Below are 24,812 nucleotides of genomic sequence, written 5' to 3' on the forward strand. Positions count from 1 at the left end.
GATCAATCCCCAGTTGCAATCAGATCCTTGAGAGCGATCCACATCTGCTGGCGCGTGACTGAGATGTCGAACCGCTGAGACGCCTTGATACCCCGGTCCCGCAGGCCATTCCTGAGCTGCTTGTCGTCCAAGACCCGGTCGAGAGCGAGGGCCAAGGTCGCCGGACGCTTGTCGCGGAGGACAATGCCAGCATCCTGCACTGTCTCCGCCACCGCGGCCGCATCGTAGGCCACCACCGGCAAGCCATTGGCCATAGCCTCAACTAGGGGTACTCCGAATCCCTCGTGCTCCGATGTGCAGGCAAGCACATCTGACAGCTGATACCACTGGAGCAGGTCTTTGTCGGAAACCTTGCCGGCAAAGACCACCCGGCCATGCACGCCGAGCCGTCGAGCGAGGCTCTTGAGAGAGACTAGGTATTGAGGAGGAGAGGCGTCTCCAACGAGCACCAGCCGCGACTGAGGTCGAAATCGGGATAGCACCGCGAAGGCTGCGATGAGATCGTGCTGGCACTTGTTGGGGGCCAGCCGTCCCACGAACAGCACAGTGCCACCGTCTTCAGGAATCTCCGATTCGCCCTGGTCGAGGAAGCCGACGCGGCCCCCCAACTGCCAGAGCACCGGGGAGACCACCACGTCGTCGATGCCCAATTCCCTCAACTCTTGAGCGTTGAATTCTGAGTCGGCTATACCTCGGCGAGTGAGCGGCGCCAGTTGGCCGAGTTGCTGCCGTCCTCGCTCAACGCTTCTGGCCAATTCGGGCTGCCAGGCCTGGAAATAACTCGCGGGAGTGATGTTGTGGTAGTTCAGCACGATCGGAGATCTGTTGCGGATCACGCACTGTGCAACCTCTGAGCCGATGGAGTGCTGGAGAATCGAAACTTGGGCACCCCCATTCCACTTCTCAATCGGGACTGTGCTGCTGTCCGCTCGGGTTCTTCGCTCGACAACGATGCGAACTTCGATGCCCTTCGTCTCGAGCATTTCTTGAATGAGCCGCGTGTGGTTGCTGGTGGCATCCGCCGAGGCCATCTGGGGAACCAATATGTCGACAGCCGGGCTCATGGCTTGCTGCCGCTGGAGTCGGAAGTTGAAGGAGTCGACAAACTCGTCGTGCGGTGGGCCACGACTATCTCACCAATACGAGCGTCGGCACACGGCTCAAGGCTGGCGTCGAATCCGGCCTGGGCCAGAAGATGCTGCCATGTAGCCGGTGAGATGCCCAACCCCGATCCCAGCTCCGACTCGACATGGCTCCGGGATGCTGGATCGGCCACCGCCACGATGATCCGGCCGGCATTCTTTAGCTTCAAGCTGGCTTGGTTGACCATTCCAATCAGGTCTTTCAATGGAAGGGTCTCCACCATGCCAGTGAGTACGATCGTGCCGAATTGCCCGTCTTCGGAGCCCACCAGGTGGGAGAGCACGTCGCCGGTTCGAATGTCAATACGACGGCGGAGTCCGATCAGCACTCGGTCGGGATCTTTCTCGACACCATGGGTGTGTATGCCCCGCTCGCCGATGGCTTGAACGAGGGCTCCTTGTCCTGCGGAGAGCACTAGGCACGGTCCCGCCCCGGCAAGCTCAGCCACCTGGGCGACAACTTCAGCAGCCGGCTCGGGGGGATCGTCGAGCAAACCCAGTCCGGCGGGAACAGACTGGTCGATTGGAAAACCTCCTGTCGCCTCCAGGCGTCCCAGGCGGGCTTCAAGGTTGCGCAGATACCGGGTCAGAATTCCGGCAAACACGTTGAATTGATCGGTCAGGAACCGGACGTACCAGTAGACCAACTTGCGGATCAGCCACTTGATGCCCCGCAGGCCGCGGCGTGACCCGATGGGCACCTGAGGGTCAAGCGCAGCCAGGCTCGCGGTTTGGTCGAGAAGATGGCCGTTGTGGCTGATGACTCCGAATGTGGGTCCGGAAAGGGACAGGTCTGCCCAGGTCTGCTCGATTTCAAGTTCGAGCAAGGCAATCTCGCGGTCTTGATGCCGCCGTTTGTCGGCTTCAGCCTCTATTTCCGCTCCGACTGCTCTTGTGTCGACGAAGTCGGATCTATTCATCGCGACGCGGTCCCCGAGCGAGCCTCCGAGCAAGGCGGATGATGGCCGATCGGCCAAGTTCCTCATGAAGGCGGAGGCATTCGGCCTCCAATTTGACGATATGGGCGTCTTGCTCCGCGATCCGGGCATCCTTTTCGAACATGCGTATATCCCGTTCGGCGATGCGCGTGTCCCGTTCGGCGATGCGCGTGTCCCGTTCGGCGATGCGCGTGTCCCGTTCGGCGACCTGTTCCTTCCACTCCTCGATGCGCGTGCTACGTTCGCCAATCTGTTCTTCCAATTCGGCGATGCGAAGGTCTTGGTTGGTGATCCGGTCGCGGAGGAACTGGTTTTGAGCCCCAGCCCCAAGGGCCTGGTCGCGCAGGTGGAGGATCTCGTGGCGGAGTTGTTCAGGATCGTCGCTATCAAGAAGATCAGCGTTCATGGGTGAATCCTAGGAGGGAAACCAATCTGGGACTGATGCATCCTTGATTGAACCGTCGCGCTTCGCGCGGGCCATGATCCTCCGGGGTCGACTGGATGGAGGTGGTCGGCGTTGCGGCTGATGGACTCAGGATCGTTTGGCCTCCAGTAGGCGGGGTGATACCAAGGGTCGACGACATCACCCCAGCGATGGATGAATCGGTCCCACTCCCACGGTCGGATGGATGGGTCTCGACTGGCACTTTCGTGGTGTATGAGTACAGCCGCTGGTTCCACCACTACCCTCAGACCCAGCCTTTGCATTTTCAGGCACAGATCGATGTCGCCATAGGAAAATGGGTATTCCAACGACAACCCGCCGGCGGCCAGTAGGTCGCGGCGTCTGGCCAACAGGCAAGCTCCGGTCACGCTGACTGTGTCTCGGGCAACGTCGCCGCCAAATGAGGCCGTGTCGGCGAGTTTGTAGTTCCGAAAGGGATGGTAGGAGCGGGCATCGTCAAAGACGACTCCCACGTGCTGCACCGTCCGGTCGGGATAGAGCAGGGCCGCGCCCACAACACCCACGGTGGGGTCGTCTAGGTGGGCGGCCATGCGGCCCAGCCAGTCGGGGGTCTCGGCCTCGATGTCGTCGTTGAGCATGAGGACCAGTTCGCCGCGACACGCCAGGAGTCCGCAGTTCACTGCTCTTGAGAAGTCAAAGGTCCCGGGACCCCGAGGCAAGATCCGCAATGGCAGGTTGGCCGGCTGCTGGGGCGGGTCGCCCCGGTATTCGTCGCCCACTACAACGATCACTTCTTTTGGCTTGGGGTCGAGCAAGGCGAGAGTCTCGAGGCAGCGGTCCAACATGGAGACCTCAGAGCCAGACTGGGTTTGGCCAGCGCTGGGGATGATGATCGACGTGCTGGCTTGGCCTTTTGTCGATGGCTTCCGCCGACGGGTGCCGGGTCGAGGACCGGCCTCAAATCGGGGATCATTTGATGAAATCTCTACCGTGGAGGAGGGAGCCTGAGAGTGGTGGGTGAGAACGGCAGGCAGGTGCAGGACCTGGGCGCCGGTCTCCGCCAACCGGTGCTCCAGCTCCAAAGGGGTCATTGATGGATCAAACTCGGCCCAGCTTTTTCGGACGGCCAGCGGCAGCGTGACGCCGGGTTCGGATTGCACTCTGGTAGGTGACCAGGCTGGTCGGGCCTGACGCTGGTCGCCCACCACGATGTCCCAGTACAAGGCGATTGCTTCGGGGTGATGGGCGAATGCGGCATGAATCGCTTCGCGGCCCCCGCGGTCAAGCTGGGCGTCACCTGAAAGGTGTATGGCATCGTCCATGAGGCTCTTTCGATGCTACCGGGGGACTGGCTGGGCTGACAGCCGGGGCAGAGCGGCGTCTATTCGATGACCGCCACCACGTCGCCGCCGCCCACCGAGTCGCCCTCGGCCACCTTGATCTCGGTAACCGTGCCCGACTTCTCGGCGCAAACGTTGTTCTCCATCTTCATGGCCTCGAGCACGACGATGGGATCACCGGCTTCCACTGTGTCGCCCTCCGACACCATGACCTTGACGATCGTCCCCTGCATGGGAACGATGACATCGCCGGTTCCACCGCTGCCTCCGCTCTTGCTGGCCGCTGCTCGCTTGGGGCGTTTGGCTCCGCTCGGCCCGGAAGCGACGGCGGCTGGAGCGGTTTCGGGAACCCACATCCGCACCGAGTAGCGCTGTCCGTTGACCTCCACGTCGATGTTCCGGGCCACGAGTGGCTCGGTGTCGTCGGTTGGCGGGCTGTCTTCATCTGGAGAGCTCTTTACGCCGGTGAGGTCGAGGGTCTCTTCCACCCATTTGGTGGAGTGTTTCAGCGCGGCGAAATCGGGGTGCGACAGGATGGCCACATCGGCGCTGATGGTGGTAGCCACGCCATCTACCTGAAGCTCATCAAGGGCTCGTAACGTGCGGGCAATAGCCGTGGGCCGGTCTCGCCCCCAGCAGATCAGCTTGCCCACAAGATTGTCGTAGAACTGGCTGATCTCGTCGCCGGCCTCATAGCCACCGTCCCAGCGGGTGCCGTAGCCGCTGGGCACCCGCAGCCCGGTGATCGGCCCCGGCGATGGCAGGAAGGCCCCTTCGGCGGGGTCTTCGGCGTTGATTCGTACTTCGATGGCGTGGCCAGATATCTCGATGTCGTCCTGGGTGAAGGGCAGGGGCTCCCCGGAGGCAACCTTGATCTGCTGTTCCACCAGGTCGATCCCGACAACCAGCTCGGTGGCCGGATGCTCCACCTGAAGCCGGGTGTTCATCTCCAAGTAGTAGAAGTCGCCGTCCTCGTAGAGGAACTCCACCGTGCCGGCGTTCACGTAATCGCAGCCCCGGGCCACCTTCACGGCGGCCTCGCCCATGGCGGTGAGAATGTCGGGGTCGATGCCCGCCGCCGGGGCCTCTTCGATGAGCTTCTGGTGCCGGCGTTGGGCTGAGCAGTCGCGTGTGCCCAGGTACACGCAGTTTCCGTGGCTATCGGCCAGCACCTGCACCTCCACATGGCGGGGCTTCTCCAGGTAGCGCTCCATGTAGATCTCGTCGCGGCCGAAATAGCTGAGGGCCTCTCGTTGGGCCGACTCGATGGCCTCTTCCACTAGGTTCTCGTCGGCCACCACTTTCATGCCCCGGCCGCCGCCGCCGTAGGCCGCCTTGATGGCCACTGGGTAGCCGTGCTCGGCTCCGAAGGCCCGCACCTGATCGGGGTCGGTGATGAGGTCGGTGGTGCCGGGAACACCGCTCACCCCGACCCGTTCGGCCGCCTGGCGGGCGGAGATCTTGTCGCCCATGACCTCGATGGCCTCGGGGTTGGGGCCGATGAACGCCACGCCCCGGGCGGTGATGGCCCGGGCGAAGTCGGCGTTCTCGGAAAAGAAGCCGTAACCGGGGTGGACACCGTCGGCCCCGGTGCGCTCGATCACATCGAGGATGGCCTCGGTGTTGAGGTAGCTCTCGGCCGCGGTTTGACCGCCCAGTGCGTGGGCCTCGTCGGCCATTCGCACGTGGAGGGCATTGCGGTCGAGCTCGGAATACACCGCCACGGTGGTGATGCCCAATTCCCGGCAGGCTCGGATGACCCGCACGGCGATCTCTCCCCGGTTTGCGATCAGTACCTTGGACAACACGGCAATATGGTGGCAGACAGCCTGTTAACCACGCGAATAATGTCGGGCATAGCGGCGACCAAATGGTGCTCCCGATGAACGGCAGACGGGTTCTCAAGCACGCGAATAATGGCAGTTCGACGGATCGGAGTTCGGCACGTGGATATGAACGAGGTTGCCGGTTATCAGGTGGAATGGGTATCCGAATCCGGCTCGACCAATGCCGATCTCTTGGCTGCGGCCCGCCGAGGCCCAGATACAAATCGAGTTTTGGTGGCCGACTATCAGAGCGCAGGGCGAGGGCGCCGGGGGAGGACCTGGGACGCAGCACCGGAGTCAAGCCTGTTGTTCTCGGTATTGACCCGGCCCGAGATTCCCGTCGCGGTGGCCCATCTGGTTACCACCGCGCTGGCTTTGGGGGCGTTGGAGGCCTGCGACTCGCTGGCCGGGGTACGGCCGGGCTTGAAGTGGCCCAACGACTTGGTGGTGGAAGACCGCAAGCTGGCCGGAGTGCTGGCCGAATCGGTGGTGGCTGGGGACAGGCTCGAGGCTGTGGTCGTGGGCATGGGCCTCAATGTGCGGACTGGAGCCGCGCCCTCCGAAGTTGCCGATACCGCAGTCGCTCTGGAGGATCTGTGCGGCTCAGCCGTTGACCGCCGAGAGCTTCTGGCTTCGGTGCTGACGAGGTTTGCCTATTGGATGAATCAGATTGAAGCGGCCGCGGGCCAAGCGGAGCTGGTTGATTCGGCCCGCCAAGAGTCGGCCACTCTTGGTCGCCGAGTTTCGGTTGAGCTGAGTGACGGGAGTGTGCTGGAAGGGTTGGCTGAAGATCTAGATGGCCAGGGTGCGCTGATTCTGGAGGGTGGGGTGCGAGTTGTTGAGGGTGATGTCGTGCACTTACGCAGCGATTAGATCCCCCGGCGGTTTGGCGGGTCCTATCCGGGCCCAGCCCGCCGTCCTCGTGACCTGCGGGCGGCGGGCGCCCTGAGCCCGGCCACCCCCCAACCGCCTACGTTGACGCCCAGCACTCAATGTGAAATGGATTAGGGATCAATCTGGGTCGCTTTGAGGTGGGCGAAGGCTTGGGCCGCGGCTTGGGTTAGGGGTCCGGGAGCATTGGGGAGAGGGTGGCCGTCCACGGCGTGGATGGGGTGAACGTCGCGGGTGGTGGAGGTGAGAAACGCCTCGCCTGCGTCAGCCAGGGAATCGAGGGGCACATCTCGCTCCACTGCGCCGGTCAGCTCGATCACCAGCTGGCGGGTGACTCCGGCCAAACAGCCTGAGGCCAATGAGGGGGTTATCAGCTGGCCCTGATGGGCCAAGAAGATATTGCTGCCGGTTCCCTCGCACAGCTGCCCCTGGGTGTTGGCGAATATGGCTTCGCTGGCCCCCAACTCCTTCGCAGCGGCGAGGGCCCGCACGTTGGCGCCGTACGACACGGTCTTGAGGCCGGCTAGGGGACTGCGCTCGTTGATGGTCCAGTCGACGGTGGCCACAGCGATGGTGGCCGGCCAGGGGGATTGGGGGGTGGCGGCCACCGTGGCGGTAGGAGGGCTGTCGCCACGGTTGCTGCCCAACGGACCGGTGCCGCTGCTGACGGTGACCCGCAGCCGACCCTCTTGGAGACCGTTGGTGGCGGCCACCGCGATCATGGCCTCCCGCAGCACCTCGGTATCAGGCACCGAGATGCCCAAGTGCTTGGCCGAGTAGGCCAGCCTCTCCAGGTGGCGGCGAGCGGCGAACGGCATTCCCCGCACAATGACCAGGGTCTCGAACACGGCGTCGCCCACCAACCAACCATGGTCGAAGGGCGAGATCCTGGCCTCGTCTTCGGGCAACAGCGCTCCATTGATCCACACGACGCGGGATGCTGGCGAAGCCTCTGCGGGCGTTGGCGTCTCCGTCATATCGCGATGTATTCCCCGGTGGCCACGGCCAGGAGGCGCTTGGCCTTCAGCTCGGTCTCGCGCCATTCGTCTTCGGGGTCGCTGTCAAAAGTGATCCCACCGCCGGTTCCCAAGTGCAAGTGTTCGTCTTCGATCCACAGGGTACGGATGGCCACGTTCAGATCGCCTCGCTGGCGATCAGCGTCCACCCACCCCACCGCGCCGCAATACACCCCTCGGGGCTGAGATTCCAGGGCACTAATGGCGTCAAGGGCAGCCAGCTTGGGGGCGCCGGTGACCGACCCCGGGGGGAAGGTGGCGTCGATCAGCTCCGGCCATCCGGTTCCAGCGGCCAGCCGTCCTCGAACGGTGCTCACCAAGTGCACGAGGCCGGGATGGTGCTCCAAGGAGAACAAGGCGGGCACGCTCACCGTGCCGTAGTCGCACACCCGGCCCAGATCGTTGCGCACCAGGTCGACGATCATCAGGTTCTCGGCCTGGTCCTTGGGCGTCAGCCCCGACGGGTCGGCCGCGGTGCCCTTGATGGGAGACGACTCAATCCACTGCCCATTGCGCTCCAAGAACCGCTCGGGCGAGGCTGAGGCGATGTGAACGCCGTGGTTGGGCAGCCGCAGCACGGCCGCATAGGGGGCGGGGTTGCCCTCGGCCAGCGCCGCGCCCAGCGCGGCGATGTCGGTGTCGGGGTCGATGAGAGGCGCGCTCAAACGGCGGGTGAGGTTCACCTGGTAGACCTCACCTTCGGCAATCATGTCCCGGATCTCCGATACCCCAGAGGTAAATCCGGCCTGATCCAGCGAGCTGGTCCAGGAGTCGGAGGGGAGACCCTTCCAAGGGCGGCCCCTCCAAGGGCGAGCGGGGCGCACTGAGTCGAACCGGGCGCACACTGCCTTGCCGTGGAAATCGATGGCCACAGCCCAGAAGCCCTTGGACTCCAAGGCGCCCAAGTCGTCGGTAACGTCGGCCAGCCTGGAACACAGGTGATGTCCCACCACGGCAATAGCCGCCACCTCCATCGGGTGCAGTGTACTTACACTGGCGGGCAATGAGTCGCGGCCGCCGGCGAAGAGAACGCAAGCGAACCTGGAGGCAGCTGCTGGTGGTGTTGGCCGGTCTGCTGGTGTTCGTGGCCGCAGTGGGCGGGGCAGCCGGTTTGGGCATGGTGAAATCCCAGGTCAGCCAGATACCCCGAGTGTCGGTGGGTTTGTCGCTGGACTTGGTGGGAACGTCGGTCGACCCCGAGGCGGTCGGCCCTTCCGAGGCCCTGAACTTTCTCTTGGTGGGGATCGACAACGCCGCTGGAATCGACCCCGACAGTCCCATCCACATTGATCGAGACGTGAATACCCTGCTGACCGACTCGGTGATCTTGGTGCGCATTGATCCCGATGCGGACCGGGTGGCCATGCTGTCGATTCCCCGCGACCTCTGGGTGCCCATAGCCGGCAAGGGATGGAGCGAGCGGGTGAACACCGCGCGGGGCATCGGCGGACCCGGAACCTTGATCGAGACGGTGTCGGAGTTTCTGGGAGTGCCCGTCCACCACTACGTGGAGATCAACTTCGCGGGGTTCCTGCGAATTGTGAATGCAGTCGACGGGGTGCCGGTGGAGATTGCCCAGCCCATACGGGACGACTCGCTGGGGCTGCGAATCGAGCAGTCGGGCGTCATCACGCTCGATCCCGACACCGCACTGGCCTATGTGCGGACCCGTCGGCCGCTGACCCTGGCCGAGGGGGGCAATCCGGCGAACGACGACGACTGGGTGCGACTCGGAGTGTGGAATGACTTGGAGCGCAACCAACGCCAGCAGGAGTTCATGGTAGCCACCCTCAAGCGGGCGGTTGAGAAGGGAATCCGCAACCCGCTCACCCTGCGCGGGGTAGCCAACGAGTTGCTGGACGACGACAATCCCAGCATCACGTTGGATGACCGCATCACCGTGGGACAGCTCGTGGATCTGGGCGACGAATTCCGGTCATTCCAGGTTGACCAAATCGAGCGCTACAGGCTTCCGGTTGTGGACGCGACTATCGACGGCAAGCAGGTGCTGTTGTTGCTGGAGGAGCAGGCCCAACCGGTGCTGAAGTTCTTCCAGGCCAACAGCCTGGCCGGGGTGCGGGTGCGGTTGTTGAACGGCACTAGTTCGGGCACGGTGGCCGGGGTGGAAGCGGCATTGGAGCGGGCCGGTTTCTCCGTGGTGGACCGGGGCAATGCCGACCGGTTTGATGTGGCCAGGACCACCGTGCGCTACATCGAGGTGGCAGCAAATGAGGCGCAGACGCTGGCCCGATACCTAGAGCCCCCGCCGCTGCTCGAATTGGTGGCCAAGATCGAAGGGGCCGATGTGGAGTTGGTGGTGGGTGCTGACTATTCCGGAGTGGCAGAAAACCCACGGGACTCGGCTTCCTGACGGTTGGCCAAATACCACTGGTAGGTGCGGCGGATCCCTTTGGAGAACGGGGTGGAGGCCGAGAAGCCGAACAGCTCTTTGGCTCGGCTGGGATCGACGCAGCGGCGGGGCTGACCGTCGGGCCGGGATGAATCCCACTCGACCCGGCCGGTGAATCCAGTGATCTTGGCTATGTCCTCTACCAGTTCTTTGACCGCGATCTCTTGGTTGGCCCCCAGATTTACCGGCTCTGCCCCTTGGTAGTGCTCGGCAGCCAGCAGGATGCCCTCGGCCGCGTCGTCCACATAGAGGAACTCCCGGCTGGCCGTGCCGGTTCCCCAAACCTGGATGCTGTCGTCCCCCGCTTCCACCGCGTCGACGCACTTCTTCATGAGGGCGGGAATGACGTGGGAGACCGACGGGTGGAATTTGTCGCCGGGTCCGTACAGATTGGTGGGCATCAGATAGATGCCCTGTTGGCCGTGCTGTTCGCGATTGGCCTGAATCTGCACAAGTTGGGCCAGCTTGGCGATCCCGTAGGGAGCGTTGGTCTCCTCGGGGTACCCATTCCAGAGGGAGTCCTCCGAAAACGGCACCTTGGTGAATTTGGGATACGAACAGATGGTGCCGACGACAACCAGCCGGTCGGTGTCCGCCAGTCGGCACTGCTCGATGATGTTGGTGCCCATGAGCAGGTTGTCGAGGTAGAGGTCGGCGGGACGCTCCTGGTTGGCTCCGATGCCACCGACGCGGGCGGCCAGATGGATGACCACGTCAGGCTGGGTGTCGGCCAAGAGCCTCCGGGCATCGTCGGCGTCGCACAGGTTGTAGTCGGAGCTGGAGGAGGCGGCCATCAAAGCAGGTTCTGCCTGGTTGAGCAGTCGGCATACCGCTTGGCCCAGGAATCCGGTGCCTCCGGTGATTAGAACCCGCTTTCCGTCCCAGAAGCCGCTCATCGGTTTACACACTAGGAGACGCGGGGCCTGCTGTGGTGGTCGCGGACCAATAGATGTGCCCGTCCGTTGGCAGCGTTTCCCGGTGGACTGAACTTGGTGGCGCGGCGCTGGCAGAATCGGTGTAGTGAGAGTGGCAATCACACTGGAGCAGTGCTGGCATCGAGTGCCGGGGGGGACGGCAACCGCCGCGCTGGGATGCGTGGAAGCCCTCGGGCGCCTGGCCGCGCCACCCGAGACGGTGGGCGTCTCGGCCTGGCACCGGAATCCTCCAGAAGAGCCGTTCATCCCCTGCGTGCCCGTGGCCCAGCTGCGCTTGCCTCGGGCTGCCCTGTATCGCTGCTGGCACAAGATGCGGTGGCCCCCGGTGCAGCGGGCTACCGGACCAGTGGACGCAATCCACGCCACCGGTATGGCGGTGCCCCCTCGGTCGGCGCCTCTTGCGGTGACGGTCAACGACTTGGCGTTCTTGCACCATCCCGACCACTTCACGGCGCGAGGCGTGAGGTTTTTCGCGCAGTCGCTGGAACTGGCCCGAAACGACGCCGACATCGTGGTGTGCCCGTCGCAGCACACCGCGGATGACTGTTTGAGAGCGGGGATTGCCGCCGACCGAGTACGCATAGTTCCGTACTGGGTCGACGACTGTCTCGCGCTGCCGCAGGAAGCCGAGGGGGCGCGACAGCGGTTTGGCCTGGCCGAGAGGTTCGTGCTTTGGGTGGGAACAGCGGAGCCCCGCAAGAACCTCAGCGGATTGCTGGAGGCTTGGCAGACGCTGGACCGCTCCGCCGAACAGCTGGTGTTGGTCGGCCCGGTGGGATGGAAGTCGAACCTGGATGGAGATTTGACCGCCAATGGGCAGTCGATTCGCCATCTGGGGTTTGTGTCCGAGGCTGACAAGCGGGCGCTGATGCGGTCCGCCGCGGCGGTGTGCTATCCAAGTTTGACTGAGGGCTTCGGCTTGCCGGTGCTGGAGGCGATGGTGCAGGAGACGCCGGTGGTCACCTCGGCGACGGGGGCCACCGCGGAAGTGGCCGGCGCTGTCGGTGTGTTGGTGGACCCTATGAGACCGCAGGCAATTGCCGATGCGCTGGCCGGGTTGCTCGATAACCCCGAGGAGGCCTCCCAATTGGGACAGCGGGGCCGGGAGCGAGCGCAGGCCGAATTCACCTGGCAGCGCACCGCGCGAGGACTCCTCGACGTCTACCAAGAGATCGCGGAATGATGGACTCGACGGGGCTTGAGAACCACACCGTCTCCGTTGGAGTAAACCTGCTGTGGCTGCGACCGGGCCAAGTGGGAGGTTCTGAGGACTATGCGGTGAGGCTGCTGTCGGCCATTCCGCCGGATGACCCAGTGCGGCTGACCCTTTTCGCGCCGCGGGGGTTTGCCAGGGCCCATCGGGGACTGGCCGAGCGCCACGAGGTGGTGACGCCGCGGGTGGGAAGGCTGCGCCCGCTTCGGGTGCTTGCGGAGAACACCTGGCTGGCTGCCCAGTGCCGCCGCCGCAATCTGGATTTGGTCCATCACTTCGGGGGTACCGTTCCCTTTGTGGGCGTCAAGCCCGCGGTGGTGACCGTCCACGACTTGCAGCCCCTGGACCACCCCAAGCGATTCGGCTTGGTCAAGCGGCTGTACCTTCGGGTGATGCTGCCATGGTCGGTGCGCCGAGCCGAGACGATCGTCACCGTGAGCGAGTTCTGCCGCAGTCGCCTAGTGGAGCGCTTGAAGGTGGATCCCCAACGAGTCGCTGTCGTTCCCGCCCCAGTCGACACCTCCTCGGCTGACTCGGACATGCCGCTGGCCGCGGCGGCGCCCGACTTGGCCAGCCCGTTTGTGCTGTATCCGGCGTTGAGCTACCCCCACAAGAACCACGAGGTGCTGCTGCGGGCCCTGGCCCGTTTGGCCGCCGACGGGGTGGACGTGGCGTTGGTTGCTTCGGGAGGGCCTGGACCGCTGGATTCCAAGCTCGACCATCTTGCCGACAAGCTCGGAGTGGGAGGCCGGTGGCACCGGTTGGGCCGCATTCCCCGAGCCGTCTTGGATGGCCTGTATCGACAGGCCGTGGCCTTGGTGTTCCCCTCAAAGTACGAGGGGTATGGCCTCCCGGTGGTGGAGGCCATGGCCCGGGGCTGTCCGGTCGTGGCGGCCGATGCCGGTGCCCTCCCCGAGGTGGTGGGTTCAGGCGGGCGCCTGGTGGACGCCGACGATGCTGAGCTGTGGGCTGAGGCGATTGCAGAGCTGGTGGGCGATTCTGACGCCCGCCAGGCATTGAGCGAGGCGGGAGCGTCCCGGGTTGGCCAGTTGGTCGATCTCGACCCGGGAGCGGAGCTCTGCGCCTTGTACGGCCAGATGGCGGCACGGTGAGTCTGCGCAGCAGGGTTCTGGGCAAGGCGTGGAACAGATGAGCGAGCAATCGCTGTCCATCCTGGTGCTTTGTCCGCACTATGAACCCGACACCGCTCCCACCGGGGAGGTGATGACCTCCATCTGCGAGCAGTGGACGGCCCGCGGCCACCGGGTGGAGATCATCACCAGTCTTCCGTGGTACCGAAATCACGCAGTGGCCGAAGGTTGGAAGGGGCGGCTGGTGCGCACCCAGCAGGAGCCGTGGGGTCGGATCCGGCGCTGGCACCCGTTTCCCTCCAACAAAGGACGTCTGTTGGCCCGTGCGGCCGGGTTCGCCGGATTCACCGCGCTGGCCGGTATTGATGCTGTGGTCGCAGCCGGCCGCTGTTATGTGGTGTTCGCCATGTCGCCCCCCATCACCTTGGGCGCCGCGGGGAGGGCGGCCGCCTGGCGGGGGAGGGCGCCGTTGGTGTTCAACGTGCAGGATGTGTTTCCCGACGCAGCGGTGGAGACCGGCGTGTTGCGCGGCGCCCGAGTGGCAGCCGCGGCCTCCCGACTGGAGCGCTGGGTGTACCGGCGGGCCGCGGCGGTCACCGTTTTGTCGGAGGGCATGGCTGAGAACGTGAGGGCAAAGCTGGGCTCCGGCGTCGACCCGGACAAGGTGGTGGTTATCCCCAACACAGCCGACGCAGGGCGCATAAGGCCGGCGGATCGCCTCAATTCGTATCGAGCTGACCTCGGTCTGGCGGGCGCCGACAGCACCGTGGTGATGTACGCCGGCAACCTGGGCCATTCCCAGCCCTTGGAGATGGTGGTGGCCGCGGCACAGCGATTTTCCGACCAGGGTCGGGCTGACGTCCAGTTCGTCGTCAACGGCGACGGCGTAGCCCGCGCCACGGTGGCTGACGCGGCCGAGCAGCTGGACAACTTGCACCTGGTGGGATGGCAACCGCCGGAGCGGCTCGGGGAGGTGTTGGCCGCCGCCGATCTGCACCTAGTGCTCCTACGAGCTGGGCTCGGCACCACCAGCGTGCCTTCCAAGGTGTATTCGGTATTGGCCGCCGGCCGCCCGGTGCTGGCCAGCGTGGACCGGGGAAGCGAGGTGGAGCGGTTGCTGGCCGACTCAGGGGCGGGCCGCACGGTGGATCCTGACGACCCCGATGCCTTCTGTGCGACGCTGGCCGAGATGGTCGCTGACCGCGATGGCCTCGTCGAGATGGGGCAACGAGGGAGAGCCTTTGCTGAACAAGCTGTAGGACCGAAAGAGGTTGCCGACCGGTACATAGAGCTGTTCCGGGGGCTGTTGGAGTAGGAGCGGTGTGCCCCTAGCTACAGGTGTGGGTTGGGGGTTCGGGCCGGGTAGCGTGGTGAATCGTGGCAAGAGCCTCTGGTTCTCGAAAGGTGGCGCGGGCCGCGTCGATGGGCGGGTTGGGACAGCAGCGCCGGATCATCGGCTTCCCCGCTGTTGTGGTGCTCATCATCCTGATCGGCGTCGCCGTAGTGGCCATAGCCCGCACCCAGCGCGACGCCGAGTCGCGCCCCGGTCTCAGCGATCACTGGCACTCGGCCTACACCGTGTGGGATTGCACCGACGGCGAAAGCGGTGCCCATCAGTCCATATTCGAAGGCCGGAGGAACAACCAGGGATATCCCTATGACCCCGAGGGCATCCACTCCCACTCCGACGGGATAATCCACATCCACCCGTTCACCGCCAACGCCGCTGGCGAGGACGCGGTCATGGCCAAGTTCTTTGAGGCGATGTTTGTCACCATGGACCAGAACGGGATCACCGCGGCCGAGTTCGGCGTGATCAGCGCAGTGGATGCGGTGTGCGACGGGCAGCCAGCGGTGATGCAGATTGTGCGCTGGTCCAACGCCCTTACTGCGGTGGCCGCTGAGCCCGACGAGCGCATCTACGAAGATTTCGGAGATGTCCGTTTCAAGAAAGACGGTGAGGCCTTCACCATCGCGCTGGCGCCCCGCGACGCGGTAGTGCCGCTTCCCCCCACGGTCAACGAACTTCTTGGCGTTTCACCATCGCTGGTGGCCGACCTTTCCCAACCCGAAGGCCCAGTCGAGTTCGACGAGAACCTCGATGAGAACGTGCCGGGCGTCAGGGTAGAAGACGACGGCTGAGCCGGGCGGAATAATTGCATGGACGCGGTTGTTCTGGTCGGCGGGTTCGGCACCAGACTTCGGCCTCTGACTCTGACCCGCCCCAAGCAGATGCTCCCGGTTGTCGACCGGCCCATGATCGAGCATGTGGTTGGGCGTCTGGGTGAGCAGGGGATCACTCGAGCGATCCTGTCTCTCGGTTATCGGCCGGATGCATTCGAGGCCGCCTATCCCCAGCATCGCTGCGCCGGGGTAGAGCTGTTCTACGCGGTGGAGCCCGAGCCTTTGGACACCGCCGGGGCCATCGCTTTCGCGGCGCGGATGGCCGAGGTGAACGACACATTCATCGCGGTGAATGGCGACGTCGTCAATCGGTTTCCTTTGGAAGACCTTTTGGCCGTGCATCGACGGGAGCACGCTCTGGCCACCATTGCACTGGCACCGGTGGCCGACCCGTCGCGCTTCGGCGTGGTGGTGAGTGAACCCGGCGGCCGAGTGCGGGAGTTCGTGGAAAAGCCCCCGGCCGACCAGGCCCCCAGCAACGAGATCAGTGTGGGGATCTATGCACTGGAGCCCACCGCGCTGGATTCGGTCCCCGAAGGTGCCCGAACCTCCATTGAGCGGGAGGTGTTTCCCCGTCTGGTGGAACAGGGCAGGATGTACGCCGTGGCCTGGAATGGATTCTGGGTGGATGCTGGCACGCCGGAGACCTACCTGGAGGTCCAGCAGGCCCTGTCCGATGGCGGTTGGACACACCCTGAGGCGGAGGTCGCTTCCGACGCCACGGTCCGAGGCTCGATTGTTATGGAGCGTGCTGTTGTTGACGCTGGCGCGTCGATCGTCGACTCCGCGTTGCTGCCCGGTGCGAAAGTCGGACCAGAAGCAACGGTGGAGCGCTCCATCGTGGGCTATGGGGCTGAGATAGGGGCTAGCGCCCGCCTCAGTGGCCTGTCGGTGGTAGGCGACGACGTTGTCATTCCCCCAGCCGCGGCTTTGACCGGCGAGCGGGTGCCAGCCGACTAGCGGAACAGATCCTCGCTGGGAGGGCGTACCAAATCCGCTTGGATGCTCCCGGGGCCGAGCCAGGCCGGATCGATGCCCCGGATGACGGCAACTGGCACGTTGTCGGTCTTACCCATGACGAGTTCGGCCGCGGCAGCCAGCTCGTCCACGATGGCCACTTCGGTCACCTGGAGCTCCCTTCCAGTTGCGTCGGGAGTCCCCCTCAGGTCGAGAATGGGGCGGACACCGGCCACGCCAATGGCCACGTCGGCCACCCCCCGCCGCCAGGGCCGGCCGAAGGTGTCGGACACGATTACCCCGACCTCCGTTCCGGTGCGGGCCTTGATCCTGTCGCGAATCCGTCGGGCCGAGCGGTCGGGGTCGTCGGGCAAGAGGGCGGCCTGGTTGGAGTCCACATTGGACCGGTCGACCCCGGCGTTGGCGCACACAAATCCGTGCTTGGTCTCGCTGATGACAAGATCGCCCCGCCGCCGAAGCACCCGCACCGACTCCTGCTCCACCACTGGCTTGTGCGACAAGGGGTCGTCGGGGTCCACTGCCACCATGGCGTTCTCAGCTTTGGAGACGATCTTCTGGGTGACAACCACCACGTCACCGTCGGCCAGATCGGCCGCCTCGGAAATCATCCCGGCCAAGTCGTCTCCTGCCTCGATCTCCGGCAATCCCCCCACACCGAATATCTCGAGCATCATGTCTGGACTCCCTCAGCCGAGCAGCCCAGGACAACACGGGCCAGGTCAGTCGCCGCTTCTATGCCGTCCATGATGGTCGGGGCCACCACGCAGGAAACGCCCACCGCCTCGACATTGCCGGCCAGGTGGGCGTCGGCCTCGTCGATCACCAGGGTGGCGGCCACGTCCCGGTACAGCCGGGCCACGCCCACCACCGAGCACTCGTGGCCGAGCTCTCGCATGAGCCGGTCGGCGGGGCCCTTGAGCGCGGCGCCGCCCACGATGGGCGAAACCGCCACCACTGCGTCGCGGCGGCTGGCTACTGCCTGGCGCACGCCGGGAACTTCCAGCACCGGGCCGATGGACACGATGGGGTTGGAGGGGGCGATGATGATCAGACTGGCCGCAGCCAGGGCCTCGAGGAGCCCCAGAGAAGGCCGGGCCCGCTCCGAGCCCTCCACCCGAACCGCAGATACGGCCACGTCGTGGCGGCGGCGTACGAAATAGTCCTGGAAGCCGATCTCACCCTCGTCGGCAGTGGTGACCCTGGTCTCGATCCGATCGTTGGTCACCGGCAACACGTTCAGCTCCAAACCCCAGGCGGCGGCGATCTCCGTGGTGATGGCGGCCAGGTCAGCCCCTTGGCCCAATCGGTGGGTCCGGTACAAGTGGGTGGCCAGGTCGCGGTCGCCGAGGCGGAACCAGGTGATTCCCCCGTAGCGGTCCAAGGCGTCCATGGCCTGCCAGGTCTCACCGGCCAGACCCCAGCCGGCGTCAGGGTTGACCGCCCCAGCCAGCGTGTACACCACAGTGTCCAAGTCGGGGCTCACATGCAGGCCGTGGAGCACGGTGTCGTCGGCGGTGTTGACCACCGCCAGCAGGTCGTTGGGTGGGTGAGCCCGGATCAAACCGGTGAGCAGCTTGGCCGCCCCCACCCCTCCAGCAAGCGTGACCACACTTGGGGTCAAGAAATCCGCTCGGGCCAGCATCTGACAGGTTTGGTCAAGAAATCCCCTTCAGCTTCCCCTGGAGCAGGTCCAAGTCGGCGTCCACCATCATGGCCACGAGGTCTTGGAAACCGACCTCCCGGTGCCAGCCCAGCACCGAGGTGGCCCGGCTGGGATTGCCCACCAGCATGTCGACCTCGGCGGGGCGGAAGAAGGCCTCGTCAATCACCACAAAGTCCTGATAGTCCATGCCCAAGTGGGCGAAGGCCAGCTCACAGAACTCCCGCACCGAGTGGGTTTCCCCGGAGCACACTACGTAGTCACCGGGCTCGTCTTGCTGGAGCATGAGCCACATGGCCTTCACATAGTCGCCAGCGAATCCCCAGTCGCGTTTGGAGTCGAGGTTGCCCAGGCGAAGCTCGCTCTGGCGCCCCAGAAAGATGGAAGCCGCCGCGTGGGTGATCTTGCGGGTCACGAATTCCAAGCCCCGCCGAGGGGACTCGTGGTTGAACAAGATCCCTGAGCTGGCGTGCAACCCGTAGCTCTCCCGGTAGTTGACCGTGATCCAGTGGCCGTACACCTTGGCCACCCCGTATGGGCTGCGGGGATAGAAGGGGGTCTCCTCGGTTTGGGGAACCTCCCGAACTTTGCCGAACATCTCGCTGCTGGATGCCTGGTAGAAGCGAATAGAGGGGTCGACGATGCGGATGGCGTCCAGCAGCCGGGTAACACCCAGGGCGGTTGTCTCTCCGGTGAGGACCGCCTGTCCGAACGAGGTCTGCACGAACGACTGGGCCGCCAAGTTGTACACCTCAGTGGGGCGGTGATGCTTCAGCGCCTCGATGAGAGAGGCCTCGTCTAGAAGGTCACCGCTGGCGATGGTGATCTGGTTCTGTAGATGGGCGATGCGCTCGAAGCTGACCATGCTCGACCGCCGGACCAGCCCCACAACCTCGTAGCCCTTGTCGAGTAAGAACTCAGCCAGATACGAGCCGTCTTGGCCCGTGATCCCGGTGATAAGCGCTCGTCGCTCAGCCATGGGAATCACCAGTTTGGCTGGTTTGAGCGTTCCGGGCATCTTCAAGGGTGTCAGTCAGGGTATCGGAGAGGTCGATTTCCGGGGTCCAACCGGTGGTGGCCCGGAGTTTGGTGTTGTCTCCCCGCTGCACCGGCAAGTCGACCGGGCGGAAAAGGCGGTCGTCTTGTTCGAGGCTCATCGGGAACTTGGCGAGGTCCAGCAGGATTTTGGCGATCTCGGAAACAGCCACATCTCGGCCCGAGCACACGTTGTAGGGCTCTCCCGGTTCGCCATCGATCACTAGCAAGCGGTAGGCCCGGACCACGTCGCGCACGTCGGTGAAGTCTCGACGGGCCGAGAGATTCCCAACCGGGACCACGGAGGTGCCGGAATGCTCGTTACGGGCGATGCGGGCCGCCAGGGCCGGGGCAAGAAAGCGCTCGCTTTGGCCGGGGCCCAAGTGGTTGAACGCTCGGGCTCGGATGACGCCGAGCCCGTGGCCCAAGTATCCCTGAATGCACACCATTTCGGCGGCAGCCTTGCTGGCGGCATAGGGATTGACCGGGCGGAGGGGGGCGTGTTCGGTGATGGGCAGCTCGTCAGGCCCGACCATCCCATAGATGTCGCTGCTGGTGACGGCCAGCAGCCGCTCGACACCGGCGTCGATGCAGGCTCGCACGACATGGAGGGTGCCATCGGCGTTGACCAGGAATGTACCCATCGGATCGCTCCACGAGGCGGCCACGTCGCTCTGGCCGGCCAGGTGGTACACCGCATCGGGCTTGGTTTCGGCGATCAGTTCGGCAATGGCGCCTGCGTCCTCGATGGGAGGACTTCCGATCACCCGATCCACCTCGATTACGTCGTCGGCGCAGGCATTCAGATGAGCGACTAGGTGCGTCCCAACAAAACCCCGCGACCCGGTGACCAGGGCTCGCATCGCAACGAGTGTGCCACTTCTTGAGTGCAATTGCTGTGCCCGATGGCGGATGCCAAGAGCTCTGCGGCATGCCTCTTTTGTTGCAGGACGGGCCGGTACGGTGTTGAGGTGGGCGATCCGCAGCCAGTTGACGAGCCGGTCGAGGAGCCAGGGTCAGAGGAAGACCCGCTGGTTGAATGCATTCGCAATGGCATCTACACCGCGGTGGGACTCGGTCTGCTGGTCATCAACCGGGTCCAGGCCGCCCGAATGGACCTGGTTGAGCAGCTGCCCGAAGAACTGCGAGACGCCTTCTCCGACTTGACTGACCAAGTGCCTGACGACGTGCGCAACGCGGTCGGTGAACTGGCGGGCCAGGTTCCCGAGTCGGTGCTGAAGGTGCTTTCGGATGCAGTTGAGCAGGCCCCGGGCCTGGCTGAGGCGCTGCGGGAGTTCGTTAGCCGCAACACTGACAAAGCCTGATGGAGGCCATGGCCGAATTCAGGATCCACGTGGTTATCGTGAGCCACGATCCTGGTCTGTGGTTCGACGAGACGCTGGAGTCGATTGCCGCGCAAGATCTTCCCGTAGTGGATGTGACTGTGGTGGACGCCGGCAGCGATTCGGACTCCACGGCACGGGTGCAGCACTTCTTGCCCCAGGCTGTGGTCCACCGGCTCGACTCCAATCCCGGATTCGGCCCCGCGGCCAACCAGGTACTGGTGGACGCCAACCCTGCTCCTGATTTCTTCGTGTTCTGCCACGATGATGTGGCACTGGCGCCGAACACCCTGCGACTGCTGGCCCATGAGGCGGTGCGCTCCAACGCAGGAATTGTCGGTCCCAAGTACGTGGACTGGGACGACCCAAGCCGCATTCTCCAGGTCGGCCTCATTGTGGACAAGACCGGGGTTTCGAATCCCTCGGTCGAGGTAGGCGAACTCGACCAAGAGCAGCACGATGTCGTCCAGGAGATGTTTGCGGTTCCGGGAGGATGCGTGCTGGTGCGCGGCGACCTCTTTCAAGCCGTCGGCGGCTTCGACCCGGAGATGTCGTTCTGCTACGAGCATGTCGACTTGTGTTGGAGGGCTCGTACGGTGGGGGCGCGTGTCATGGTGGTCCCGACCGCGGTGGTCCGCCATCGCCAGCGGCTGGCCGATCGCATTTCCCGAACCCAAACCGAACGGCTGTTTCGCCGCCATCGGATTCGAACCCTGCTTTCGGTTTACGGAGCCTGGCATTCGGTCCGGGTGATTCCCCAGGCAATGGCGCTGTCGGCTGTCGAGCTGCTGGCCGCGCTGGCAACCGGGCATCTCAGCAGGGCCCGCCAGATCGCAGCATCGTGGGGATACAACCTGGTCCGATTGGGCTCGATACGGCGAAAACGGCAGGCCGTCGGCCAATCCCGCCACGTAGGGGATCCCCACATCCGCCTTTCGCAGTCCCGGGGCCTTGCCCCTCTGGCCACCTCATTGGCGAGTTGGAGGAGCAGTGCGGCAGGCGGGGACTCGACCAAGAGCACCCTGGTGGCCCGGTTGAGCCGGTCCAGAGTCTCGGTGCTTGTGGGGATCGCCACCCTGATCTTGGTTTTGCTCGGGGCTCGGGATTTGGTTGCCGGGAGCATTCCCGCGGTGGGCGATATGGCCCTGCTGGGGTCGAGTTCTGATCTCTTGAGCAACTGGTGGAGCGACTCTAGGCCCGTGGGGCTGGGGCAGGACGGATTCGCTCCCACCGGCTTAGGAGTTTTGACCCTGCTGAGCTGGCTGTTCTTGGGTCAGACCGATCTGCTGCGCACAGTGTTGATCGTCGGCATGGTTCCGCTGGGAGCGCTGGGGCTGTGGCGGCTCATGCGCCCCTTCGACTCCTTGTGGATCCAAGGTGTGGCGCTCGCGGTGTATGTCGCCAATCCGGTCCCCTACAACGCACTGGCCAACGGGGCTTGGAGCGCCTTGCTCATGTACGGGGCGGTGCCCTGGCTCCTGCGCGCCGTGTTGGCCGGATCGTGCCTGGCCCCCTATGGGACGGTGGGGGGAAGCCCGGGGCCGGGTTTGCGCCCTCCCTCGTATGGGCGGGAGGCCCTGGCGGTGGGGCTGCTGTTCGGCCTGGCCGGTGCGCTGGCCTCTGAGGCTCTTGTCGTCATGGGCCTCTTGCTGGCCGGTCTGATTCTGGGTTCTCTCATCGCCGGAACCTCCGCTGGCATGACTCGCATGGTGGCGGTGGCAGTGGCTGGAGCGGCGGTGGCCGCGGTTTTGAACCTGCCTTGGCTGGTCGACAGCCTGCCCACGTTGCTAGGCGATCGGCCGGGGGGAAACGGGGGGAATTCTTGGGCGGAGATCCTGCGTTTCGATACCGGGCCATTCGGCGACAATCGCCTTGGCTGGGCTCTGCCGGTGGCCGCGGTGCTCCCTCTCGCTTTGGCCCATGACTCTCGGCTGGCATGGGCGGTACGAGGGTGGACGCTGTACCTGGGCACCGCCGCGGTGGCTCTCGTGGCCGAGCAGGACTGGTCGCCGGTGCCCTTGCCCCGGCCCGAGGTGATACAAGTTCCCGGCGCGGTGGGATTGGCCATTGCGGTGTCAATGGGGGTGGCCGCTTTCCTGGTAGACATTCGCCGCCATCGCTTCGGGTGGCGTCAGGTTGTGCCCTTCACCGCCGTCGCCGCGTTGGTGGCCGGAATGCTGCCGGCCCTGGCTGTCGTTTCGGGTGGCGACTGGAACGCAACCCGCGACGACTACTCCGAAGTTGCTCCGTTCTCCGACGAAGATGGGACCGCTGAGTATCGGGTTCTCTGGTTGGGCCATCCCGACGTGCTGCCGCTGGCCAGTTGGAAGCTGGACGGACACCTGTCGTTCGCGATTTCCGATGGGATGGAATTTCCCTCAGTGGCCCAGCGCTGGGTCGGTCGATTGGACGACCGCACCAGCCAAGTGGCAGATGCCGTGCTGCAAGCACCGGATTCGGGCACCAGCCGCCTGGGCGCCGAGTTGTCCCGGTGGGGGATCGGGACCATTTTGGTGCCGGAGCGCTTGGCCGCCCCGCCCTACGGCGAGTTGTCACAAATCGCTCCCGAGTGGTTATTCGACATACTCGACAGCCAACTCGACTTGGTGCCGGGCGGACTCACTGCGGGCATAGCCACCTACCACAACACGGCGGCAAGTCCCGAGGACCTCCGCGCCGCTATCGGCCTCCCGCCCGATGACGGGAACTCGGACCTGAACCGGTTGCTGTTGTCGGTGCAGATCGCGCTGTGGGTAGTGGGCCTGGTGGGGATAGCCCGGCTCAGCACCGGCGACAAGCGTCGCCGGACGAGTTTCCCCGATTTGGCCGATGAGAGGTCTGTTCTGTGAGCGGGCGGGTGATGCGCTGGCCCTTGGTGGTGATTGCCCTGGCGACGGTGATCGGGCTGGCGGTGGCCGACCGCAGCGATGACGACGCTGACGGGGGATTGGTCCAGCCCAGCCGGGATGCAATCAGCGCGGCGCCCGGACCGGACGCCCAAGGGGGTGTCTGGTACTGCTCCGAGGGAACCTCGCTTCCAGGCGAGTTCGCCGACCACACAGTCACTGTGGCGAATCCCACCGGGGTTGCGGTCGCTGCGGAGATATCGGTCTTTCCGGCGACGCCGATCGGATCGGTATCGCCCCGGGCGAATCCCGAAAGGGTGCTGCTGGACGTGCCGGCACGATCACAGTACTCCCTCCGACTGGCCGAGATCGTGGAGTCGCAATACACCGCCGCACTGGTGGAGGTGGACTCCGGCTCGGTTGTGGTGGAGCAACGGGTGCAGGGGCCCACCGGCATGGACGTCGTCCCTTGCGCCTCCCGCTCCTCAGAGGTCTGGTACTTCGCGGCCGGATCGACTCGGCGGGACGCCCGCCTTGTCTTCACCCTCTTCAACCCCTTTCCAGAGAGGGCGGTGGTGAAGTTCACGTTCTCCACCGATGAAGGGCTCCGGGAACCGCATGCCCTTCGCGGTGTACTGATCCCGGCCCGGTCGCTGGTAGTCGTGAATGCCACCGACTTGGTGCCTCGGTTCTCGTCAGTCTCCACCACCGTGGAGACCCAGGTTGGGCGGATAATCGCCGGGAAGCTCCAGCTGTTCGATGGCAGTGAGGGGCTGGAGGGGCTGACGGCCGGGCCGGGGGTGCCGGAAACCCAGACACAATGGGTCTTTCCCACTGGGCCGGCCGACCCGGGGGTGGCCGAGCACATCGTCTTGTACAACCCGACCGATCGGGAGGCGGCCGCCGACGTCAGGCTCCGATTGGATCCCACCGAAGTCGGCTACGCATTGCCACCGTTTGAGATAAGGGTGCCAGCCCAGCAGAGAGTGGCCCTCGTTTTCGGGAGCCGGGGGTCCTACCCCCTGCCGTCCGCGCCCTTTGCCTATGGCGCAGGGGAATCTCTGGCCGAAGGCGTTGGGTTCTGGGCTGCTGTGCAGGTGTACAACGGGGTTCCGATTGTGGCCGAGCGGGTGGTGGCCGCGCCGGCCGCATCGTCTCCTGCGGGGGTGGCGGCAACCGTCGGGACGCCAGTACATGCTAGGAGCCACCTGGTTGCATGGAATGGGGCCGGTGACGCTGACGTGGCGTTAGTGGTGGTCAACGCCTCGCCTGATTCCATTGCCCAGGTAACAGTGTCGAGGGTTGCCGAGGGGAGAATCACTCCCATCGCCCAGCTCGATCCCCGAGAGGTGGCCCCGCACAGCCGCCTGGTCGTCCCGGTTGACCGGTTGACTGAAGGTGGCTCATTCGCACTGCTGGTGGAGGCCAGCCAGCCGGTGGTTGTCTCCCGCTCGCTGTTGGCTCGGACCGGGACGGGAATGGCCTCTGGCTTGTCGATCCCCCTGGATCTCATCCTGCTCGACCCGTCCGCGTTTTAGCAGGCCCTCTCGGCCTGTCT

Annotated in this window: 22 protein-coding genes; 10 read left to right on the forward strand and 12 right to left on the reverse strand. The window is 64.8% G+C overall.

The features are described 5' to 3' along the window. Positions 1–2 precede the first annotated feature (2 nt). Genes ACOGXH_RS06670 through ACOGXH_RS06690 form a run of 5 tightly spaced genes read right to left on the reverse strand, consistent with a single transcriptional unit; the run spans position 3 to position 5,634 of the window. Positions 3–1,064 (reverse strand): glycosyltransferase family 4 protein, encoded by a 1,062-nt coding sequence (locus tag ACOGXH_RS06670; RefSeq protein WP_419928328.1) that lies wholly within the window; start codon positions 1,062–1,064, stop codon positions 3–5. Further along, complete coding sequence (locus ACOGXH_RS06675; protein WP_419928329.1) at positions 1,061–2,062, reverse strand: methionine biosynthesis protein MetW; 1,002 nt, start codon at positions 2,060–2,062, stop codon at positions 1,061–1,063. The genes ACOGXH_RS06670 and ACOGXH_RS06675 overlap by 4 nt, the downstream gene beginning before the upstream one ends. Then, entirely contained in the window at positions 2,055–2,486 is a 432-nt protein-coding gene (locus ACOGXH_RS06680) for a hypothetical protein (RefSeq protein WP_419928330.1), read from the reverse strand. The genes ACOGXH_RS06675 and ACOGXH_RS06680 overlap by 8 nt, the downstream gene beginning before the upstream one ends. After that, positions 2,483–3,808, reverse strand: a complete 1,326-nt coding sequence (locus ACOGXH_RS06685; protein WP_419928331.1) for a glycosyltransferase family 2 protein — start codon at positions 3,806–3,808, stop codon at positions 2,483–2,485. Before ACOGXH_RS06685 ends, ACOGXH_RS06680 begins: the two co-directional genes overlap by 4 nt. A gap of 59 nt (positions 3,809–3,867) precedes the next feature. After that, complete coding sequence (locus ACOGXH_RS06690) at positions 3,868–5,634, reverse strand: acetyl/propionyl/methylcrotonyl-CoA carboxylase subunit alpha (RefSeq protein ID WP_419928332.1); 1,767 nt, start codon at positions 5,632–5,634, stop codon at positions 3,868–3,870. A 108-nt stretch (positions 5,635–5,742) separates the two neighbouring features. On the opposite strand from ACOGXH_RS06690, the gene ACOGXH_RS06695 reads away from it, so the two are divergent. Next, positions 5,743–6,525, forward strand: coding sequence for a biotin--[acetyl-CoA-carboxylase] ligase (locus tag ACOGXH_RS06695; protein WP_419928333.1), 783 nt, complete (start codon positions 5,743–5,745; stop codon positions 6,523–6,525). A gap of 131 nt (positions 6,526–6,656) precedes the next feature. Here ACOGXH_RS06695 and ACOGXH_RS06700 read toward each other — a convergent pair whose 3' ends face one another. Both ACOGXH_RS06700 and ACOGXH_RS06705 read right to left on the reverse strand, forming a co-directional pair. Next, positions 6,657–7,520 (reverse strand): aminotransferase class IV, encoded by an 864-nt coding sequence (locus tag ACOGXH_RS06700; protein WP_419928334.1) that lies wholly within the window; start codon positions 7,518–7,520, stop codon positions 6,657–6,659. Further along, positions 7,517–8,533, reverse strand: coding sequence for a chorismate-binding protein (locus tag ACOGXH_RS06705; RefSeq protein ID WP_419928335.1), 1,017 nt, complete (start codon positions 8,531–8,533; stop codon positions 7,517–7,519). The genes ACOGXH_RS06700 and ACOGXH_RS06705 overlap by 4 nt, the downstream gene beginning before the upstream one ends. Positions 8,534–8,562: 29 nt before the next feature. Here ACOGXH_RS06705 and ACOGXH_RS06710 point away from each other — a divergent pair, with 29 nt between their 5' ends. Beyond that, positions 8,563–9,930, forward strand: coding sequence for an LCP family protein (locus ACOGXH_RS06710; RefSeq protein ID WP_419928336.1), 1,368 nt, complete (start codon positions 8,563–8,565; stop codon positions 9,928–9,930). On the opposite strand, the gene ACOGXH_RS06715 is transcribed toward ACOGXH_RS06710, so the two are convergent. Next, positions 9,888–10,865, reverse strand: a complete 978-nt coding sequence (locus ACOGXH_RS06715; protein WP_419928337.1) for a GDP-L-fucose synthase family protein — start codon at positions 10,863–10,865, stop codon at positions 9,888–9,890. The two genes, ACOGXH_RS06710 and ACOGXH_RS06715, sit on opposite strands and share 43 nt — an antisense overlap. A gap of 124 nt (positions 10,866–10,989) precedes the next feature. Here ACOGXH_RS06715 and ACOGXH_RS06720 point away from each other — a divergent pair, with 124 nt between their 5' ends. The 5 genes from ACOGXH_RS06720 (at position 10,990) to ACOGXH_RS06740 (ending at position 16,352) form a co-directional block, all read left to right on the forward strand. Beyond that, positions 10,990–12,087 carry a glycosyltransferase family 4 protein gene (locus ACOGXH_RS06720; protein ID WP_419928338.1) on the forward strand — a complete coding sequence of 366 codons (1,098 nt, stop codon included), beginning with the start codon at positions 10,990–10,992 and terminating at the stop codon, positions 12,085–12,087. Next, complete coding sequence (locus ACOGXH_RS06725; protein WP_419928339.1) at positions 12,084–13,229, forward strand: glycosyltransferase family 4 protein; 1,146 nt, start codon at positions 12,084–12,086, stop codon at positions 13,227–13,229. The genes ACOGXH_RS06720 and ACOGXH_RS06725 overlap by 4 nt, the downstream gene beginning before the upstream one ends. Before the next feature lie 37 nt (positions 13,230–13,266). Next, positions 13,267–14,523: a glycosyltransferase family 4 protein gene (locus ACOGXH_RS06730; protein ID WP_419928340.1), complete on the forward strand. Its 1,257-nt coding sequence runs from the start codon at positions 13,267–13,269 to the stop codon at positions 14,521–14,523. A 62-nt stretch (positions 14,524–14,585) separates the two neighbouring features. Then, a complete protein-coding gene (locus tag ACOGXH_RS06735; protein ID WP_419928341.1) occupies positions 14,586–15,350 on the forward strand; it encodes a hypothetical protein in 765 nt (254 codons plus the stop codon). Positions 15,351–15,368: 18 nt separating this feature from the next. Next, positions 15,369–16,352, forward strand: a complete 984-nt coding sequence (locus ACOGXH_RS06740) for a sugar phosphate nucleotidyltransferase (protein WP_419928342.1) — start codon at positions 15,369–15,371, stop codon at positions 16,350–16,352. On the opposite strand, the gene cofE is transcribed toward ACOGXH_RS06740, so the two are convergent. The 4 genes from cofE to ACOGXH_RS06760 are packed head-to-tail and all read right to left on the reverse strand — an operon-like array spanning position 16,349 to position 19,928. Then, positions 16,349–17,044, reverse strand: coding sequence for a coenzyme F420-0:L-glutamate ligase (cofE, locus tag ACOGXH_RS06745; RefSeq protein ID WP_419928343.1), 696 nt, complete (start codon positions 17,042–17,044; stop codon positions 16,349–16,351). The genes ACOGXH_RS06740 and cofE overlap by 4 nt on opposite strands. Beyond that, a complete protein-coding gene (cofD, locus tag ACOGXH_RS06750) occupies positions 17,041–18,012 on the reverse strand; it encodes a 2-phospho-L-lactate transferase (protein WP_419928344.1) in 972 nt (323 codons plus the stop codon). Before cofD ends, cofE begins: the two co-directional genes overlap by 4 nt. A 13-nt stretch (positions 18,013–18,025) precedes the next feature. After that, positions 18,026–19,009 (reverse strand): GDP-mannose 4,6-dehydratase, encoded by a 984-nt coding sequence (gmd, locus tag ACOGXH_RS06755; protein WP_419928345.1) that lies wholly within the window; start codon positions 19,007–19,009, stop codon positions 18,026–18,028. Then, entirely contained in the window at positions 19,002–19,928 is a 927-nt protein-coding gene (locus ACOGXH_RS06760) for a GDP-mannose 4,6-dehydratase (RefSeq protein WP_419928346.1), read from the reverse strand. The genes gmd and ACOGXH_RS06760 overlap by 8 nt, the downstream gene beginning before the upstream one ends. A 108-nt stretch (positions 19,929–20,036) precedes the next feature. Here ACOGXH_RS06760 and ACOGXH_RS06765 point away from each other — a divergent pair, with 108 nt between their 5' ends. The 3 genes from ACOGXH_RS06765 to ACOGXH_RS06775 are packed head-to-tail and all read left to right on the forward strand — an operon-like array spanning position 20,037 to position 24,792. Continuing rightward, a complete protein-coding gene (locus ACOGXH_RS06765; RefSeq protein WP_419928347.1) occupies positions 20,037–20,390 on the forward strand; it encodes a hypothetical protein in 354 nt (117 codons plus the stop codon). Between the two features lie 8 nt (positions 20,391–20,398). Next, a complete protein-coding gene (locus ACOGXH_RS06770) occupies positions 20,399–23,257 on the forward strand; it encodes a glycosyltransferase (protein WP_419928348.1) in 2,859 nt (952 codons plus the stop codon). Beyond that, positions 23,254–24,792 carry a DUF5719 family protein gene (locus ACOGXH_RS06775; RefSeq protein ID WP_419928349.1) on the forward strand — a complete coding sequence of 513 codons (1,539 nt, stop codon included), beginning with the start codon at positions 23,254–23,256 and terminating at the stop codon, positions 24,790–24,792. The genes ACOGXH_RS06770 and ACOGXH_RS06775 overlap by 4 nt, the downstream gene beginning before the upstream one ends. Positions 24,793–24,812: the final 20 nt, after the last annotated feature.

The organism is Candidatus Poriferisocius sp. (assembly GCF_965208355.1).
Classification (GTDB): domain Bacteria; phylum Actinomycetota; class Acidimicrobiia; order Acidimicrobiales; family Bin134; genus Poriferisocius.